This window comes from Kineosporia sp. R_H_3 (assembly GCF_002198675.1).
In the GTDB taxonomy this organism is placed as follows: domain Bacteria; phylum Actinomycetota; class Actinomycetes; order Actinomycetales; family Kineosporiaceae; genus R-H-3.
Map to the genome: position 1 here is coordinate 1 of NZ_MWLL01000171.1, position 13,961 is coordinate 13,961.

General features: G+C 74.8%; 15 protein-coding genes, 1 tRNA gene and 1 pseudogene. 10 read left to right on the forward strand and 7 right to left on the reverse strand.

From position 1 onward, the window contains the following. Positions 1-120: 120 nt before the first annotated feature. Positions 121-540: a VOC family protein gene (locus ECOMGDLI_RS18440; RefSeq protein ID WP_088318313.1), complete on the reverse strand. Its 420-nt coding sequence runs from the start codon at positions 538-540 to the stop codon at positions 121-123. Positions 541-702: 162 nt separating this feature from the next. Here ECOMGDLI_RS18440 and ECOMGDLI_RS18445 point away from each other — a divergent pair. Next, positions 703-774 (forward strand) — tRNA-Arg (locus ECOMGDLI_RS18445). A gap of 235 nt (positions 775-1,009) precedes the next feature. On the opposite strand, the gene ECOMGDLI_RS18450 is transcribed toward ECOMGDLI_RS18445, so the two are convergent. Both ECOMGDLI_RS18450 and ECOMGDLI_RS34725 read right to left on the reverse strand, forming a co-directional pair. Further along, positions 1,010-1,426: a DUF2809 domain-containing protein gene (locus ECOMGDLI_RS18450; RefSeq protein WP_088318314.1), complete on the reverse strand. Its 417-nt coding sequence runs from the start codon at positions 1,424-1,426 to the stop codon at positions 1,010-1,012. 186 nt (positions 1,427-1,612) lie between these two features. Further along, positions 1,613-1,777 (reverse strand): hypothetical protein, encoded by a 165-nt coding sequence (locus ECOMGDLI_RS34725; protein WP_158221056.1) that lies wholly within the window; start codon positions 1,775-1,777, stop codon positions 1,613-1,615. Between the two features lie 292 nt (positions 1,778-2,069). On the opposite strand from ECOMGDLI_RS34725, the gene ECOMGDLI_RS18455 reads away from it, so the two are divergent. The 6 genes from ECOMGDLI_RS18455 (at position 2,070) to ECOMGDLI_RS18480 (ending at position 8,129) form a co-directional block, all read left to right on the forward strand. Continuing rightward, positions 2,070-3,032, forward strand: coding sequence for a glycoside hydrolase family 11 protein (locus ECOMGDLI_RS18455; RefSeq protein WP_088318326.1), 963 nt, complete (start codon positions 2,070-2,072; stop codon positions 3,030-3,032). Between the two features lie 22 nt (positions 3,033-3,054). Then, positions 3,055-4,056, forward strand: a complete 1,002-nt coding sequence (locus ECOMGDLI_RS18460; RefSeq protein WP_088318315.1) for a polysaccharide deacetylase family protein — start codon at positions 3,055-3,057, stop codon at positions 4,054-4,056. Between the two features lie 180 nt (positions 4,057-4,236). After that, entirely contained in the window at positions 4,237-5,136 is a 900-nt protein-coding gene (locus ECOMGDLI_RS18465) for an alpha/beta hydrolase (protein ID WP_158221057.1), read from the forward strand. Between the two features lie 31 nt (positions 5,137-5,167). Continuing rightward, positions 5,168-5,464: a hypothetical protein gene (locus tag ECOMGDLI_RS18470; RefSeq protein WP_088318317.1), complete on the forward strand. Its 297-nt coding sequence runs from the start codon at positions 5,168-5,170 to the stop codon at positions 5,462-5,464. Continuing rightward, positions 5,461-6,738 (forward strand): alpha/beta hydrolase, encoded by a 1,278-nt coding sequence (locus ECOMGDLI_RS18475; protein WP_088318318.1) that lies wholly within the window; start codon positions 5,461-5,463, stop codon positions 6,736-6,738. The genes ECOMGDLI_RS18470 and ECOMGDLI_RS18475 overlap by 4 nt, the downstream gene beginning before the upstream one ends. A gap of 56 nt (positions 6,739-6,794) precedes the next feature. Further along, positions 6,795-8,129, forward strand: coding sequence for a PP2C family protein-serine/threonine phosphatase (locus ECOMGDLI_RS18480; protein WP_088318319.1), 1,335 nt, complete (start codon positions 6,795-6,797; stop codon positions 8,127-8,129). Between the two features lie 84 nt (positions 8,130-8,213). Here the strand turns inward: ECOMGDLI_RS18480 and ECOMGDLI_RS18485 are convergent, their stop codons facing one another. From ECOMGDLI_RS18485 to ECOMGDLI_RS18495, 3 genes are read right to left on the reverse strand one after another with little or no spacing between them, the layout of a single operon-like run. Then, positions 8,214-8,930 carry a B3/4 domain-containing protein gene (locus ECOMGDLI_RS18485; RefSeq protein WP_088318320.1) on the reverse strand — a complete coding sequence of 239 codons (717 nt, stop codon included), beginning with the start codon at positions 8,928-8,930 and terminating at the stop codon, positions 8,214-8,216. Continuing rightward, complete coding sequence (locus tag ECOMGDLI_RS18490) at positions 8,923-9,564, reverse strand: XRE family transcriptional regulator (RefSeq protein WP_088318321.1); 642 nt, start codon at positions 9,562-9,564, stop codon at positions 8,923-8,925. Before ECOMGDLI_RS18490 ends, ECOMGDLI_RS18485 begins: the two co-directional genes overlap by 8 nt. Positions 9,565-9,616: 52 nt before the next feature. Next, positions 9,617-10,549, reverse strand: coding sequence for a polysaccharide deacetylase family protein (locus tag ECOMGDLI_RS18495; RefSeq protein WP_198954982.1), 933 nt, complete (start codon positions 10,547-10,549; stop codon positions 9,617-9,619). 241 nt (positions 10,550-10,790) lie between these two features. On the opposite strand from ECOMGDLI_RS18495, the gene ECOMGDLI_RS18500 reads away from it, so the two are divergent. From ECOMGDLI_RS18500 to ygiD, 3 genes are read left to right on the forward strand one after another with little or no spacing between them, the layout of a single operon-like run. Next, complete coding sequence (locus ECOMGDLI_RS18500) at positions 10,791-11,930, forward strand: hypothetical protein (RefSeq protein WP_088318322.1); 1,140 nt, start codon at positions 10,791-10,793, stop codon at positions 11,928-11,930. Between the two features lie 60 nt (positions 11,931-11,990). Then, a complete protein-coding gene (locus ECOMGDLI_RS18505) occupies positions 11,991-12,542 on the forward strand; it encodes a VanZ family protein (protein ID WP_088318323.1) in 552 nt (183 codons plus the stop codon). Between the two features lie 47 nt (positions 12,543-12,589). Continuing rightward, entirely contained in the window at positions 12,590-13,378 is a 789-nt protein-coding gene (gene ygiD, locus ECOMGDLI_RS18510) for a 4,5-DOPA dioxygenase extradiol (protein ID WP_088318324.1), read from the forward strand. Between the two features lie 3 nt (positions 13,379-13,381). On the opposite strand, the pseudogene ECOMGDLI_RS34730 reads toward ygiD, so the two are convergent. Then, positions 13,382-13,961, reverse strand: a pseudogene (locus ECOMGDLI_RS34730) (Hsp70 family protein); the annotation flags it as partial.

The window sequence follows — 13,961 nt, forward strand, 5'->3', positions numbered from 1 at the left end:
CCGAACCCCGTACAACGAGACCACCGCCTGGCACCACCGCGCACACGTCGCTGCTTGACCAACCAACCCATGGGATGTCTGACCGGGGCCGGGCCGCTCGACGGGCCCGGAGGTGACGGCCTAGAGGTCCTGGCCGACGTCGACCCGGTTCCCGTCCGGGTCGGCGAGGACGAACGTGCGCATCCCGTAGTCGGCGTCCCGGATCCCCTTGACGATCCGGACGCCGTTCGCGATGAGGTGCTCGTAGAGGGCGTTCGCGTCCTCGACCATGAGGTGCGCGACGTTGCGGGCGTTCGCCCGGTGCGTCGGGTCGAGGTCGAGGTGGAGCTCCGCGGCGTCCTTCTCGAGGATGACGAACCCGACCGGGTCCCCGTTCTCGAAGACCTTCTCGAACCCGAGGACGCCGACGTAGAACGCGAGCGCCCGGTCGAGGTCGGTCACCTGGACGGCCGCCGCGACGCGCCCGAACCGGACGGGGTGCGGCGTCCCGGCCGGTCGCTCGGCGGGAGGCTGTGCGGGGGTCTGCTGCGACGTGGTCATGACACGCTCCGAGGACGGCGCCCCGCCGCCGGGGCGGTGCCCGGTGGTCCGGCCGAGGGCGTCGGTGAGGCGGAGCGGTGTCCGCGGCTGACACGGCCGATGCTAGCCGGAACCCGTTTCGAGGGGCACCGGTCAGGCTGGTAAGGTCTCATCCGTTCCTGAGCCCCCGTAGCTCAGGGGATAGAGCACCGCCCTCCGGAGGCGGGTGCGCAGGTTCGAATCCTGCCGGGGGCACGTTCTGCAGCAGATGGGGCTCGAGATGCGCGAAGCGCGTCTCGAGCCCCATCTGCGTCCCCGGCATGATGACGGGAGCCGGAACCGACGCCGCGACGAAGGAGCGGCGCCGGTGACGGCGGCTCCTGCCGGGGGCCGCGACGGCGGCTCCTGCCGGGGCCGCGACGACGCCTCCTGCCGGGGGCCGCGACGACGACTCCTGCCGGCGACCGCGACGACAGCTCTGCCCCCGAGGTCAGCCCCCACGCCGAACGCCGACCGCCCTGACGCCCGGGCGCACGACCACTGCGCAACCCACCACCCCGACGACGTACGCCACCAGATCCCAGGCGTCGAACCCCGACCCGAGGACGAGCGCCGACAGCGGGAACACCTCCGCGGCCCGCCGGGGCAGGTCGCTCAGCTGGAGGAGCTCGACGGCGAAGCACCAGCACAGCGCCACTGCGAGCGGGAACCACCGGGGCCGGCGCAGCCGCACGACGACGAGCAGCAGGTAGACCATGGCGGCGTACAGCGCGTCCCCCGCCTTGTCGGCGGCCCGGCCGCTGCCCAGGCCGTGCACGGCGAGGCCGAGAGCCACGACCAGCACCAGAGGCAGCCAGGGCCCACGAGCCGCAGCGCCGCCGTCCGCCTCGCCGCCGGTCGCGATCATCGGGGCAGCCTAGTCAGCCCCGGCACAGGTGCTGCCTGCGCAGCAGCGCGTTCCGGCGGGATCGTGACCGATCCTTCGGCACACCGCCGCGGGATCGGTCGCGATCCCGGCAGCGACGCGAGAGCTCTCCCCACCGCCGTCACTGTCAGTGACACCGCCGAACAAAACAGGGCCTAGTGTGACGGATCATCGTTCGATAACGTTATCGATATCGATACCCATATGGGCCGATTGCACCGTGCGCACCACGTAGGCGATGCACACGGCGCACCGGGCCGTGAACCCGAAGCCCTGTCCGGGGCGGCCGAGGAAGGAACCGGCCGCCTCGGGCAGCACCACCACCGCAGCCACGCTCGCACCGCATCCTCGTCGACCCCGACATGCCTCTGGCCGGGGTGGTAGCCCGCCGGTCGACGACCACGTACCCCCCGCGACGGCGCGGGGCGGCATCCAAGGACGGAGCCACACGATGGGATACCTACGCAGAGATCGCAGGGGTCGCGCCGCCGCAGGCGAGGCGACCACGCTCACCACGACCGGCACCATGCCGACGGCGGGCAGACGCGACGCGGCCGCGGGGCCGTCGCCGGTGCGGCGGCACCTACGGCACGCGCGGCCGGCCGCCCCCGCTCGGACCGGGGCGATGCGCAGGCTGCGGGGGTGGTCGCTGCTGCCGCTGCTCGCGGCCGCCTTCCTCTTCTTCGGGACGTCGAACGCCAGTGCGTCGACCCCGAACGCGACGGGCACCCACAACGGCTACTTCTACTCGCACTGGTCCGACGGCGTCGGGAACGTCAACTTCACCCTGGGAGCCGGCGGCAACTACAGCTACCAGTGGAGCAACGTCGGCAACTTCGTCGGCGGCAAGGGGTGGGCCACGGGCGGGCGTCGCACCGTGAGCTACTCGGGCAGCTGGAGCACCAGCGGCAACGCCTACCTGGCGCTGTACGGCTGGACCACGAACCCGCTCGTCGAGTACTACGTGGTCGACAACTACGGCTCGTACAAGCCGACCGGCACCCCCTACGGCACCGTGACGACGGACGGCGGCACGTACGACATCTACCGCACCCAGCGGGTCAACCAGCCGTCGATCAACGGCACCGCGACCTTCTACCAGTACTGGAGCGTCCGGCAGCAGAAGCGCACCGGCGGCACGATCACCACCGGGAACCACTTCGACGCCTGGGCCGCCAGGGGCCTCAACCTCGGCACCCACAACTACATGGTCCTGGGGACCGAGGGCTACCAGAGCAGCGGCAGCTCGAACATCACCGTCGGTTCGACCACCACCGGTGGCGGCGGAGGCGGCGGGACGACGACGCCGCCGCCGAGCAGCGGCGGCTGCACGGCGACCCTGTCCGCGGGTGACAAGTGGAACGACCGCTACAACCTCAACGTCGCGGTCTCCGGCAGCAGCGCCTGGACGGTGACGATGAACGTCCCGGCACCGGAGAAGATCATCGCCACCTGGAACGTCGCGGCCACCTGGCCGAGCGCCCAGGTCATGACCGCCAGACCGAACGGCTCCGGCAACACCTTCGGGGTCACCATCCAGACGAACGGCACATGGACCTGGCCGACCGTCTCCTGCCGGGCCGGCTGAGCGGGCAGGAGAGGAGCATCCGATGTCCATCAGCAGACTCTCGAAGACGAGGACTGCCGTGCTGGCGGTAGCGGCCGCCGCTCTGGCGAGCCTGTCCACCCTCGGTGCGACCGGCTCCGAGGCGGCGACGTGCAACGGGTACGTCGCTCTCACCTTCGACGACGGTCCGAACGCGGGGAGCACGCCGGCCCTGCTCTCGGCCCTGACGTCGAACGGTGCCCGGGCCACCCTGTTCAACATCGGCCAGAACGCCGCCGGCAACCCGTCGCTGGTCTCCCAGCAGGTCCAGGCGGGCATGTGGGTGCAGAACCACAGCTACACGCACCCGCACATGAACTCCCTGTCGTCGGCCCAGATGCAGTCCGAGCTGTCCCGGACGAACACGGCCGTCCAGAACGGTGGCGCGCCGAAGCCGACCGTCTTCCGGCCTCCGTACGGCGAGCACAACGCCACTCTCGACGCCGTGGCGGCGGGCCTCGGCCTCAAGGTGGTCACCTGGGACGTCGACTCCCAGGACTGGAACGGCGCGAGCACGGCCTCGATCGTCGCCGCCGCCCGACGGTTGCAGAACGGGCAGGTCATGCTCATGCACGACGGGTACGCCACCACCCGGGCGGCGATCCCGCAGATCATGGCCGACCTCACCTCGCGCGGTCTGTGCACCGGCATGATCTCCGCCTCCACCGGCCGGGCCGTGGCGCCCGGCAGCAGCACCGGCGGGGGTGGCACCACGCCGCCTCCCACCGGCGGCGGGGGCAGCACCTGCACCGCGACTCTGTCGGCCGGTGACAGGTGGAGCGACCGCTACAACCTCAACGTCACGGTCTCCGGCAGCAGCACCTGGACCGTGACGATGAACATCCCGGCACCGGCGAAGGTCATCGCCACCTGGAACGTCGCGGCCACCTGGCCGAGCGCCCAGGTCATGACGGCCAGACCGAACGGCTCCGGCAACACCTTCGGGGTCACCATCCAGACGAACGGCACCTGGACCTGGCCGACCGTCTCCTGCCGGACCGGGTAGCAGCAGCAGTGACACGAGGCCCCGCGGTCGTCGACCGCGGGGCCTCGTGGTCCGTGCAGGCCCCGAGCACCGGACCCGCGGCGATGACGTTCGCCCCGCGCGACGGCCCGCCCCCGGGTGTACATCGGGAGGTGGCCCCGCGCGCCGGCGAACCGCGCAGGGCCGGTGGGGGTGGTCGCAGTGCGGGTCATCGGGTCCGGCCGTGGACGGCGCCCCGCCCGGACGGCGCCCTTCCGGGCCGGGCGTGCCGCAGCCGCGGCGGTCGTCGCCCTCGCGCTGTGCGCCGCGCCGGCCTGCTCCGGGGCGCCCGCGGGCGAGCACCTCACCCGGACCTCCGACTACCTGCCGGGGCGCGCCGCCGACGTCTACCTCCCGGAGAGCGCCGGCCCCGCAGCGGTCGTCGTGCTCGTCCCCGGGGGTGCCTGGCGGACCGCCGACCGCACCGGTCTGGCCCCGTTGGCGGAGACGCTCGCCGCGGCCGGGGTCGTGGCGGTGAGCACCACCCATCGGGCCGTCGACGACGGCGGCCGGTTCCCCGGACCGGTCCAGGACGTCACCTGCTCGATCGGCTTCGCGGTCGACGCGGCCGCCCGGGCCGGGATCGACGTCACGCACGTCGTCGTCCTCGGCCACTCCTCGGGCGGCCACCTCGCGGGTCTCGCGGCGCTCGCACCGGACCGGTTCCGCGCGTCCTGCCCCTACCCACCGGTGCGCGCGGACGGCTTCGTGGGCCTGGCCGGCACCTACGACGTCACCCGCTACCCCGACCTCGCCCTGCGGCTGTTCGGGGCGGACGCCCGCACCCGGCCGGACCTGTGGCACGACGGGAACGTCCTCACGTGGGCCGAGGAGGCGACGGCGGCCGGCGACGTGTCGGTGCTCCTCCTGCACGGTTCGGCCGACACCGCCGTCCGGGTGAGCGGCACCGAGGACCTCGCGGAGGTGCTGGGCGCCAACGGGTTCCGGGTGAGCACCGAGATCGTCCCGGACGCCACGCACGCGACGATCTACACCGCCGACGTCGCCGGGCCCCGGGTGCTCGCGTGGCTGCGGCAGCTCGAGGACGCAGCGACGGGCTGAGCCCGCAACCTCCGCGGAGAGGGGACCGACGATGAGGACCACGCGACGGGTCGCGCTCGCCGCGGCGCTCGGGTACGCGGCGCTCCACGTGCTCGGCCGGCAGGCGGGCTCCACCCGTCAGGAGCGGCGGGCGCGGTTGCCGGGCGACGAGCTCGTCCCCGACGGCCCTCCCGGGACGGCCTGGTTCGTCGTCGAGCACGTCGACGCACCGCGCCGGGTCCGCGGCATCCGGGACAGGGCCGAGGCGGCCCCGCCGCCGCAGGGCTCCGGCCGCCGACCGCACCAGGCCTGCGGGCACGACGCCACGACCCCGGTGACCGGGCCATGACGGCCGGCCCGGCGTCCCTCTCCCACCGGGAGCCGCCGGTCACCGACGCCGCGACGCCCGGCCCCGTGACGGCCGCCGCCCTGATCGGCGTCCTCGCCGCGACATGCGTCCTCGTCGGCAGCGACGGCTCGCCCGGCGGCCGGGTCGCCCGCGTCGCCGCGGCGGTCGCGGCTGCGGCCGCGACCTGGCTGGTCCTGCGCCGTGCCCCCGCGGCCGTCGGAGCGCTCGTCCTCGTCGTGGTCGCGCTGCTCGCCGTCCCCGCGGGCCTCGGCGTCGCCCTCCCGCACCTGTCGAAGAACGGCCTCGGTCGCCCGGGAGCCGCGGGCGCGGTCGTGGCCGGCTGCGGCCTCGTCCTGCTCGCCGCAGGGCTCGGGCGGCTCCGACGGCACCGCGGGACGCGGACCGGTGCAGCGGCGGCCGTGGCCGCCGTGGTGTGCCTGGGCGTGACCTCGTGGACGCTGGGGCAGGCCGTGGCCGCGACGAACGTGCCCGCGACCCCGGTCTGCACGACGCCGCCCGAGGGGGTCGTCGCACCGCGCGACGTCTCGTTCCGGACGGCGGACGGCGCCACCGTGTCGGCCTGGTACCTGCCCGGCCGCAACGGCGCCGCGGTGGTCCTGCGGCACGGTGCCGGCTCGACCCGGTGCAGCGTCCGGGCCCACGCCGCGGTGCTGGCCCGGCACGGGTACGGCGTCCTCATGACCGATGCCCGCGGCCACGGTGCCTCGGGCGGCCGGGCCATGGACTTCGGCTGGTACGGCGAGACGGACATCGCGGCCGCCGTCGCCTACCTGCGCCGGCAGCCGGGCGTCGACCCCGGGCGGGTCGGTGCCGTCGGCCTGTCCATGGGCGGCGAGGAGGCGATCGGTGCGCTCGGCACCGCGACCGGTCCCGCAGCCGTGGTCGCGGAGGGCGTCACCGGCCGCGTCGCGGGCGACAAGGCCTGGCTCCCCGGTGTCTACGGGTGGCGGGGCACGGCCACCGAGCGGCTGGCCGGGCTCACCTACGGTGCCGCCGACCTGCTCACCGACGCAGCCCCGCCGGCCACCCTGCGCCGGGCCGTCCGGGCGGCGGCCCCCCGGCCCGTCCTCGTCATCAGCGCGGGCGAGCGCCCGGACGAGGCGTACGTCGCCCGCTCCCTGCACGCCGCCGCACCGGGCACGGTGCAGACGTGGGACGTCCCGGGGGCGGCGCACACGGGGGCGCTCCGCGCCCGACCGCAGGACTGGGAGCGCCGCGTCACCGCCTTCCTCGACGCGGCCCTCCTCGGCTGACCTCCGTCGTCCCGGCTCGACCGCCCATGATCGCGGCCCGGCCCTAGTCTGCAGACGTGGCGGGAGATCAGAACGGGGCCGAGGGCGACGTCCGGCTGCCGGGGCTGGACCCGCAGGCCGCGCAGGCCGTGCTCAGCCCGAGCCGGCTACGGGCGGTCGCGGCGACGGGGCTGCTCGACAGCGCGCCCGAGGAGGCGTTCGACCGCTACTCGCGGCTCGCGTCGACGCTGCTCGGCACCCCGCTGTCGTTCGTCACCGTCGTCGACGACACCCGCTCGTTCTGGAAGAGCTGCATCGGGGTGGAGTCGGACGACCCGGCGGACCGGCAGAACACCGTCCAGGAGTCGTTCTGCCAGTACGTCGTCGCCTCGGGCAAGCCGCTCGTCGTGGACGACGCCGTCACCGACCCGCGGACGCGAGACAACCCCTCGGTGCGGACCATGGGCGTCGCGGCGTGGGCGGGCTGGCCGGTCTGGTCGCCGGACGGCGAGGTGCTCGGCACCTTCTGCGTTGTCGACACCGCGCCGCGGGCCTGGACGTCGCGCGACGAGCAGGTCCTGGAGACCCTGAGCCAGGCCGTCGCCGGCGAGATCGCGCTGCGGGCCTCGCGGGACGAGGCGTACGCGGCGGCCGAGGACCTGCGCCGGGTGAACGCCAGCCTCGGCCGCCTGGCACGCACCCTCCAGGAGAGCCTCCTACCTCCGCGGCTGCCGCGACCGCCGGCCTTCGACGTGGCCGCCCGCTACCTGCCGGGCAGGGGCGGCGCCCAGGTCGTGGGCGACTTCTACGACGTGTTCCCGATCGGGCGCGACCGCTGGGGCGCGATGATCGGCGACGTCTGCGGTCACGGTGTGGACGCAGCGAAGACCACGGCGCTCGCCCGCCACACGATCCGGACGGCCGCGCTCGGCGAGCCGTCCCCGGGCCGGGTGCTCGGCGTCCTCAACGACGCCCTGCTGGCGCGCGACGAGGACGACCAGGAGTTCGTCAGCGCCGTCTACGCGGTCCTCACGCCCCTGCCGGACGGCGGCGTCGGCGCGGTCGTCGCCCGTGCCGGTCACCCCTCCCCCGTCGTCCGCCGGGCCGGCGGCGGGGTCGAGACCGTGGCGGACGGCGGCCTGCTCCTCGGCGTGCTCCCTGACGTCCGGATCGCCGAGGCCGCCCTGACGCTCGCCCCTGGGGACAGCGTCGTCCTGTTCACCGACGGGTTCACCGAGCAGCCCGACCGCCGTGGCACGCAGTGGGGGGACGCCGCCCTGCACGCCGCGGTCCGCGCCGCCGCCCCGACCGCGCTCGCCACCGCGGAGGCCGTCGTGGCGGGCATGCTCGCCCATGCCGCGGGGGACGTGATCCGGGACGACGCCGCCGTCCTCGTCCTCGGCGTCCGCTGAGCCTGCGCCCCGGTGGGCGGCCGAGGATCTCGTCGCGACGACCGCCTCGAGCGGGATGCGTGACGATCGGCCGGATCGGGCCGATCAGCCGCGGAGCAGCCGCTGCGCGGAGCGGACGTCGGGACCGAGCCGGTGCAGCCGGGTCAGCAGGTCGTCCGCGGCCGCCTGCAGGGCGTCGTCCGGCATCGGCCCGAGGGCGTCGAGGATGAACAGGGCCGACGTGGTGTCCTCGCGCAGCTGCGTGCGCCGGCCCTGGCGCCAGTTCCAGCGGCGGCAGGTCACCCCGGCGTCGTCGCACCACACGACCTCGCCGGCGTCGGGGTGCTCGACGACCGGGCCGCCGTCCGCCGTGGTGTCGAAGGGCTCGCTGCCCGTCGCCCGGACCAGTCGCGGCGGTCCCGCGTAGCGGGTGAGGTCCTCACCGCCGAGCGGGACCTGGTGCAGCACCGAGACCGCGTTGTAGAGGTCGGTGAGCCGGTTCACGCGCGGTAGCCCGGCCCCGGCCCGGCGCATGAGCGCCTCGAGGCTGTTGCGGGTGCGCTGCGGCTTGGCCCCGAAGGCCCGGTAGGCGTCGCGCCAGGCGGCCACGTGCGGCACCTCCTCGACCGGCGCGTCGCGCAGCGCCTCGCGCGCGGCGTCCTCCGCGACCCGTAGGAGGGCGTCGCCGTCGTCGTCGCTCGGCCCCGGGACGATCCCGTCGACGGCGAGCAGGACGGCCCGGTAGTCGGGCCGCAGCGCGAGCACGTCGGCACCGACGGCTGCGCCGGCGAGGAACTCCTCGAGGACGCCTATGTCAGTCATGGAGGACCTCCGATCGGGACGCCGCGGCGGAGCGGGCGGCCGCCCCGCGGCGCGGCTCGGACACGGACAGGGAGAACCGGGCCGGCTCGTCCCCCGGGTTGGTGTAGCCGTGCGCGACGTCCCCCGGGAACGCGACCGCGTCACCCGGCCCGAGGACGACGCTCTGGTCGGCGACATCCAGCCGCACCGACCCGGCGTGGACCTGCAGGAGCTCCTGGGTGCCCGGCGTGTGCGCCTCGCTCGGGTGCACGTCGCCCGGTCCGAGCGTCCAGTCCCACAGCTCCACGACGTCCGGCTGGTGGCTGGCGGCGACGAGCACGCCGCGCCCGCCGTGGTCGCCCCGCCACAGCACCGCCCCCGCGCCGTGCCGGGTGACCTCGAGGACCGCCCGGCGGGGCTGCTCCACGAGGGCGGGAAGCCCGACCCCGAGGGCGTCCGCGAGCCGCAGCAGCGTCCCCACGCTCGGGTTCACCGCGCCCTGCTCGACGTTGACCACCATCCGCCGGCTCACGCCGGCCGCCGCCGCGAGCTGGTCCAGCGTCCAGCGCCGGGCCTGGCGCTCCTGCTTCACCCGCGCGCCGATCGCCCGGGCGAGCACCACTGCACCGTCATCCACGAGTGCACCATAGTGCATCGGAAGTGCATCGAGGTTCGGTCGCCGGACCCGTCGGCGCGCCCCGCTCAGGTCACGACAGGAGCGAGTCCAGCGACACCGGGGTGTACCCGCGGCTGCGCAGGCCGGCGACGATCCGGGGGAGCGCGTCCGCGTCGAGCGTCGTGCCGTCGTCCGGGTTGGAGCCGATGTGCATGAGGACGATGGCGCCGGGGCGCAGCCCGTCGAGCACCCGGGACTCGACCGTCGCAGCACTCTGGCCGCCGCTCGTGCCCTTCCAGCCGAGCGTGTCGACGGTCCACCGGATGCACGCGTAGCCGCGGTCGTTGGCGTCGGCGATCGTCCGGGAGTCCCTGGCGCCGAACGGGAACCGGAACCACGGGCGCGGGTCCTGCCCGGTCACCGCGAGGATCCGAGCCTGCGCCGAGGTGATCTGCGCGTCGACCTTGGCGTCGCTCAGCGTCGTGAGGTCGAGGTGGTCCTGGGTGTGGTTGCCGATCGTGTAGCCGCCGGCGGCGATCGTCCGGGCCCGCGCCGGGAAGGTGTCGACGAAGTCACCGGTGAGGAAGAAGGTCGCCGGGGTGCCCGTCGCCCCGAGCGTGCCGAGGATCGACGTCAGGCCGTCGGCGTTCGCGCCGGCGTCGAACGTCAGCGCGACGACCCGGGCGGACGACGGCAGCACCGTGAGGTCGGCCCCCGCCATCCCGGCGGGCACTCCGGGCGCGGCGGTCGTCGTGCGCGGCGGGCGGGACGTCGTGGAGGTCGTGCGGGGCGTCGTCCGGGTCGTCGTGCCGGTCGACGACGTCGGGGCCGCGGTCGTCGTCCGCCCCGTCGTCCGCCCCGTCGTCGCACCCGGCGTCGAGGGCGCCGTCGTCGGTGCCGTCGTCGGCAGCGCGGTGCCGGACGGCGTGACCGTCCCGGCCGAGGTCCCTGCCCCGCATCCCGCGAGGACCACGGCGACGATGGCGATCGCGCCGGGAAGCCCGGCACGCCAGCGGCCGGTCACACCTCGATGGTGCGCCCGAGGACCGGGCGCCGGCCCGGGCCGATGGTCGTCGCTGCCTCACTCCTGAGGGCAGTGCAGATCAGGCACCAGCCGTGCACACCGAACGGCCCTCCCGGAGCCGCGGAACGGTACAGCCGGGGTGCCTGACGGCTGCGGCGCGGCCGGGGCGTCTCAAACTTGTCGCTCTCCGTAAGCCGTAGATGAGCGTTCAGTGAACGATCCCCCGGTACGGTCGGCCCTCATGAGCCAGAGCACCTGGACGCCACCTCCAGGCCGTCGCGACATCAGCACCGACCGGCTGTCGGTCGACCCCGTCAGGGCGCTGCCCGCGATGCACGGCGGCTGGCTGTACGCCCTGACCGGCGTCCGCAACCCCGCCCCGGAACCGAAGGCCACGTGCGCCGACTGCGTCATGTGCGCGGGCGTCGGGCGCTCCAACAGCCGGGTGACGTTCTCGCCCGACGCGAAGTGCTGCAGCTACATCCCGCACGTCTCGAACTTCCTCGCCGGGCGCGCGCTCGCCGGACCGGGGCGGGACAGCGTCGAGCTGCGGATCCGGCGGCGCGGCGGGGTGAGCCCGCTCGGGCTCGGCCTCAGCCCGAGCGACCTGCGCCGCCTCGCGGACACCCAGTCCCGCTTCGGGTCGACGGCGATCGTCCGCTGCCCGCACTACGTGACCGAGACCCAGGGCTGCAGCATCTGGGAGTCCCGCAACGCGGTCTGCTCGACGTGGTTCTGCCAGCACGAGCGCGGCGACGTGAGCCTGAAGTTCTGGCACGCCGTCCGGGACCTGCTCGTCACCGTCGAGGAGCACCTCGCGCGGCACTGCCTCGAGAACAGCGGCCTGCCGGCGGAGCAGGTCCGGGCGGTGCTCGACAACCGGACGGCGATGCGCGAGGCCGTCGGACGGGCGAACGCCGGCGAGGACCCGGCCGTGGACGCCGCCCACGAGGACTCCCCCGAGCTGCACTCCCGGCTCTGGGGCGCCTGGGAGGGCCGCGAGGAGGAATGGTTCGCGCGCTGCGCCGAGCTCGCGGACGCCGTGGGCGACACCGAGCTGCGCGACCTGCTCGGGCAGACGCCGGAGGTCGTCGAGGCGGTCCGCACCCGGCTCGACGCGCTGGGGCGGCACGAGCTCCCCGACCGGCTGCGCTTCGAACCGGGCGCCGCGAGTGAGGCGACGACGGACGTCCTGCGCCTGGTCGGCTACAGCCCCTTCGACCCGCTCGTCCTGGCCGCCGACCTCGAGCCCGCCCTGTGGCAGCTCGACGGCCGGCCGGTCGCGGACGTCCTCGCCGCACCGGGCCACGGGGGCCGGCTCGACGAGGACGTCCTGGGCCGCCTCGTCGACTTCGGCCTCGCTGTGACGCCGGACGCATAACCGCCGGCACCGGGGCCGGCGCCGGACCGGACGACGCACCGTCGGCTAGCGTCGACCCGGATGGGACTGGTCGGCTACCTCGAGCAATTCGTCACCGGCGTCCTGCGCGAGCTCGGCAGCCTCGTCCTCGTCGTCGGCGTCGTCGCCGGGGCGCTCGTCGCCCGGCCGGTCGGCCGGCGGTTGGGCCGCTCGCCGTGGCTGGTCCTCGCCGTCGTCGCCTCCCTCACGCTCGTCGTCGCGACGACGCTCGTGCCCGGCGACTCGGTGTGGCAGTTCCTCCGCGACCCGATCGAGGACCCGTCGCCGCGCAGCTGCGTCGCCGGCGGCGTCCGCCGGATGGTGAGCACGCTGTGGGCGGACCCGGGCGGGCCGCTCAACGTCGTGCTCTTCGTGCCGGCCGGGCTGACCCTCACGCTGTGGACGCGGCACCCCCTGCGCGTGCTCGTCGCCCTGTCGGCGGCCTCGCTCGGCATCGAGACCGTCCAGCTGCTCATCGACCGGCAGTGCCAGGCCGGCGACTGGCTCGCGAACACGCTCGGAGCGGCGGTCGGCGTCGGGCTCGCGGCGTACGGTGGTGCCACCCGCCGCCGTCCCTCCGGGAGTCCCGCATGAGCCTCGACGTCCCCGCCCCCGGCTCCGGACCAGCTGCCCCGCAACGGATGCCCGCCGCGTTCTTCGGCCACGGCAGCCCGATGAACGCGCTCGAGCTCAACCGGTACACCCGGGCCTGGACGGCGTTCGGCGCCTCCGTCCCGCGGCCGCGCGCGATCCTCGTCGTCAGCGCGCACTGGTACATCAACGCGACCGCCGTCACCGCCATGCCGCGACCGCGGACGATCCACGACTTCTTCGGCTTCCCCCAGGAGCTCTTCGACGTCGAGTACCCGGCGCCGGGGCTGCCGGAGCTCGCCGACGAGGTGAGCGACCTCGTGAGCCCGACGTGGGTCGGCGCCGACATCGACTCGTGGGGCATCGACCACGGCACCTGGTCCGTGCTGCGCCACGCCTTCCCGGACGCGTCGATCCCCGTGGTGCAGCTGTCCGTCAACGCGTACAAGCCGATGGACTACCACGTCGACCTCGGCGCGCGGCTCGCGCCGCTGCGCGACAGCGGCGTCCTCGTCGTCGCGAGCGGCAACGTCGTCCACAACCTCGCCGGCGTCGACATGACGCAGCCGGACGGCGGGTTCGACTGGGCGCAGCGGTTCGACCGGGACGCCGCGGAGAAGCTCCTCACCGACCCGGCAGACCTCGCGCGGCTCGACGCGCACCGGGACTACGACCTCGCCGTCCCGACGCCGGACCACTTCATCCCGCTGCTCTACCTCGCGGGCCTGGCCGCGGCGGACGGGCCGCGGGCCGCCGACGACACCCGGGTGCTCGTCGACGGCTGCGCGTACGGGTCGCTGTCCATGACCGCCTACACGCTCGGTCTCGACGCGGCCTGACGGCTACACCTGGGTGATCGGCACGCAGTTGCCGGTGTGGAACCCGCCGTCCACGGCCTTGACGAGACGGTGCCCGGCGTCGGCGATCCGGGCGCAGACCTTCGGCGCGTCACCGATCGCCTTCGTGTAGTCGCGCCCCGTCGCCCGGCGGACCGACGGGTTCGCGTCCTCGACGTACCATTGCCCGGGGTTCGCGGCCTGCCGCCCCATCGTGTCCTCGACGGGGTCGCTGCCGTCGCCGCCGTACACGTGCAGGTGGTAGCCGCCGCTGACGTCGGGGCTCGCGCCGTCGAAGCTCGCCGAGTACTCGATGGTCAGGACGAGGCCGTCGAACGTGGCGCTCTTGAGGCACACCCAGCGCGGGTTCGCCTTGATCTCGTCGGTGCAGCGCTCGTCGGCGGGCACCGTGGCCGAGGCGCTCGCGCTCCCCGAGCCGGACGGCGACGCCGCCGCGCCCGCGGACGGGCTGCCGGTCGCCCCGCCGGACGGCGACGCGGCCGCGGACCGGCCGCGCACCCAGGCCGCGGTGACACCGGCGATGGCCCCGAGCAGCGCGAGCGCCACGACCGCCGCGAGCACCCGG

What these genes read in the sequence shown, in the direction of transcription:
- ECOMGDLI_RS18440 (WP_088318313.1), bottom strand. Translation starts at nt 540, where the DNA reads ATGACCACGTCGCAGCAGACCCCCGCACAGCCTCCCGCCGAGCGACCG.
- ECOMGDLI_RS18450 (WP_088318314.1), bottom strand. Translation starts at nt 1,426, where the DNA reads ATGATCGCGACCGGCGGCGAGGCGGACGGCGGCGCTGCGGCTCGTGGG.
- ECOMGDLI_RS18455 (WP_088318326.1), top strand. Translation starts at nt 2,070, where the DNA reads ATGCGCAGGCTGCGGGGGTGGTCGCTGCTGCCGCTGCTCGCGGCCGCC.
- ECOMGDLI_RS18460 (WP_088318315.1), top strand. Translation starts at nt 3,055, where the DNA reads ATGTCCATCAGCAGACTCTCGAAGACGAGGACTGCCGTGCTGGCGGTA.
- ECOMGDLI_RS18470 (WP_088318317.1), top strand. Translation starts at nt 5,168, where the DNA reads ATGAGGACCACGCGACGGGTCGCGCTCGCCGCGGCGCTCGGGTACGCG.
- ECOMGDLI_RS18475 (WP_088318318.1), top strand. Translation starts at nt 5,461, where the DNA reads ATGACGGCCGGCCCGGCGTCCCTCTCCCACCGGGAGCCGCCGGTCACC.
- ECOMGDLI_RS18485 (WP_088318320.1), bottom strand. Translation starts at nt 8,930, where the DNA reads ATGACTGACATAGGCGTCCTCGAGGAGTTCCTCGCCGGCGCAGCCGTC.
- ECOMGDLI_RS18490 (WP_088318321.1), bottom strand. Translation starts at nt 9,564, where the DNA reads ATGCACTATGGTGCACTCGTGGATGACGGTGCAGTGGTGCTCGCCCGG.
- ECOMGDLI_RS18500 (WP_088318322.1), top strand. Translation starts at nt 10,791, where the DNA reads ATGAGCCAGAGCACCTGGACGCCACCTCCAGGCCGTCGCGACATCAGC.
- ECOMGDLI_RS18505 (WP_088318323.1), top strand. Translation starts at nt 11,991, where the DNA reads ATGGGACTGGTCGGCTACCTCGAGCAATTCGTCACCGGCGTCCTGCGC.
- ygiD (WP_088318324.1), top strand. Translation starts at nt 12,590, where the DNA reads ATGCCCGCCGCGTTCTTCGGCCACGGCAGCCCGATGAACGCGCTCGAG.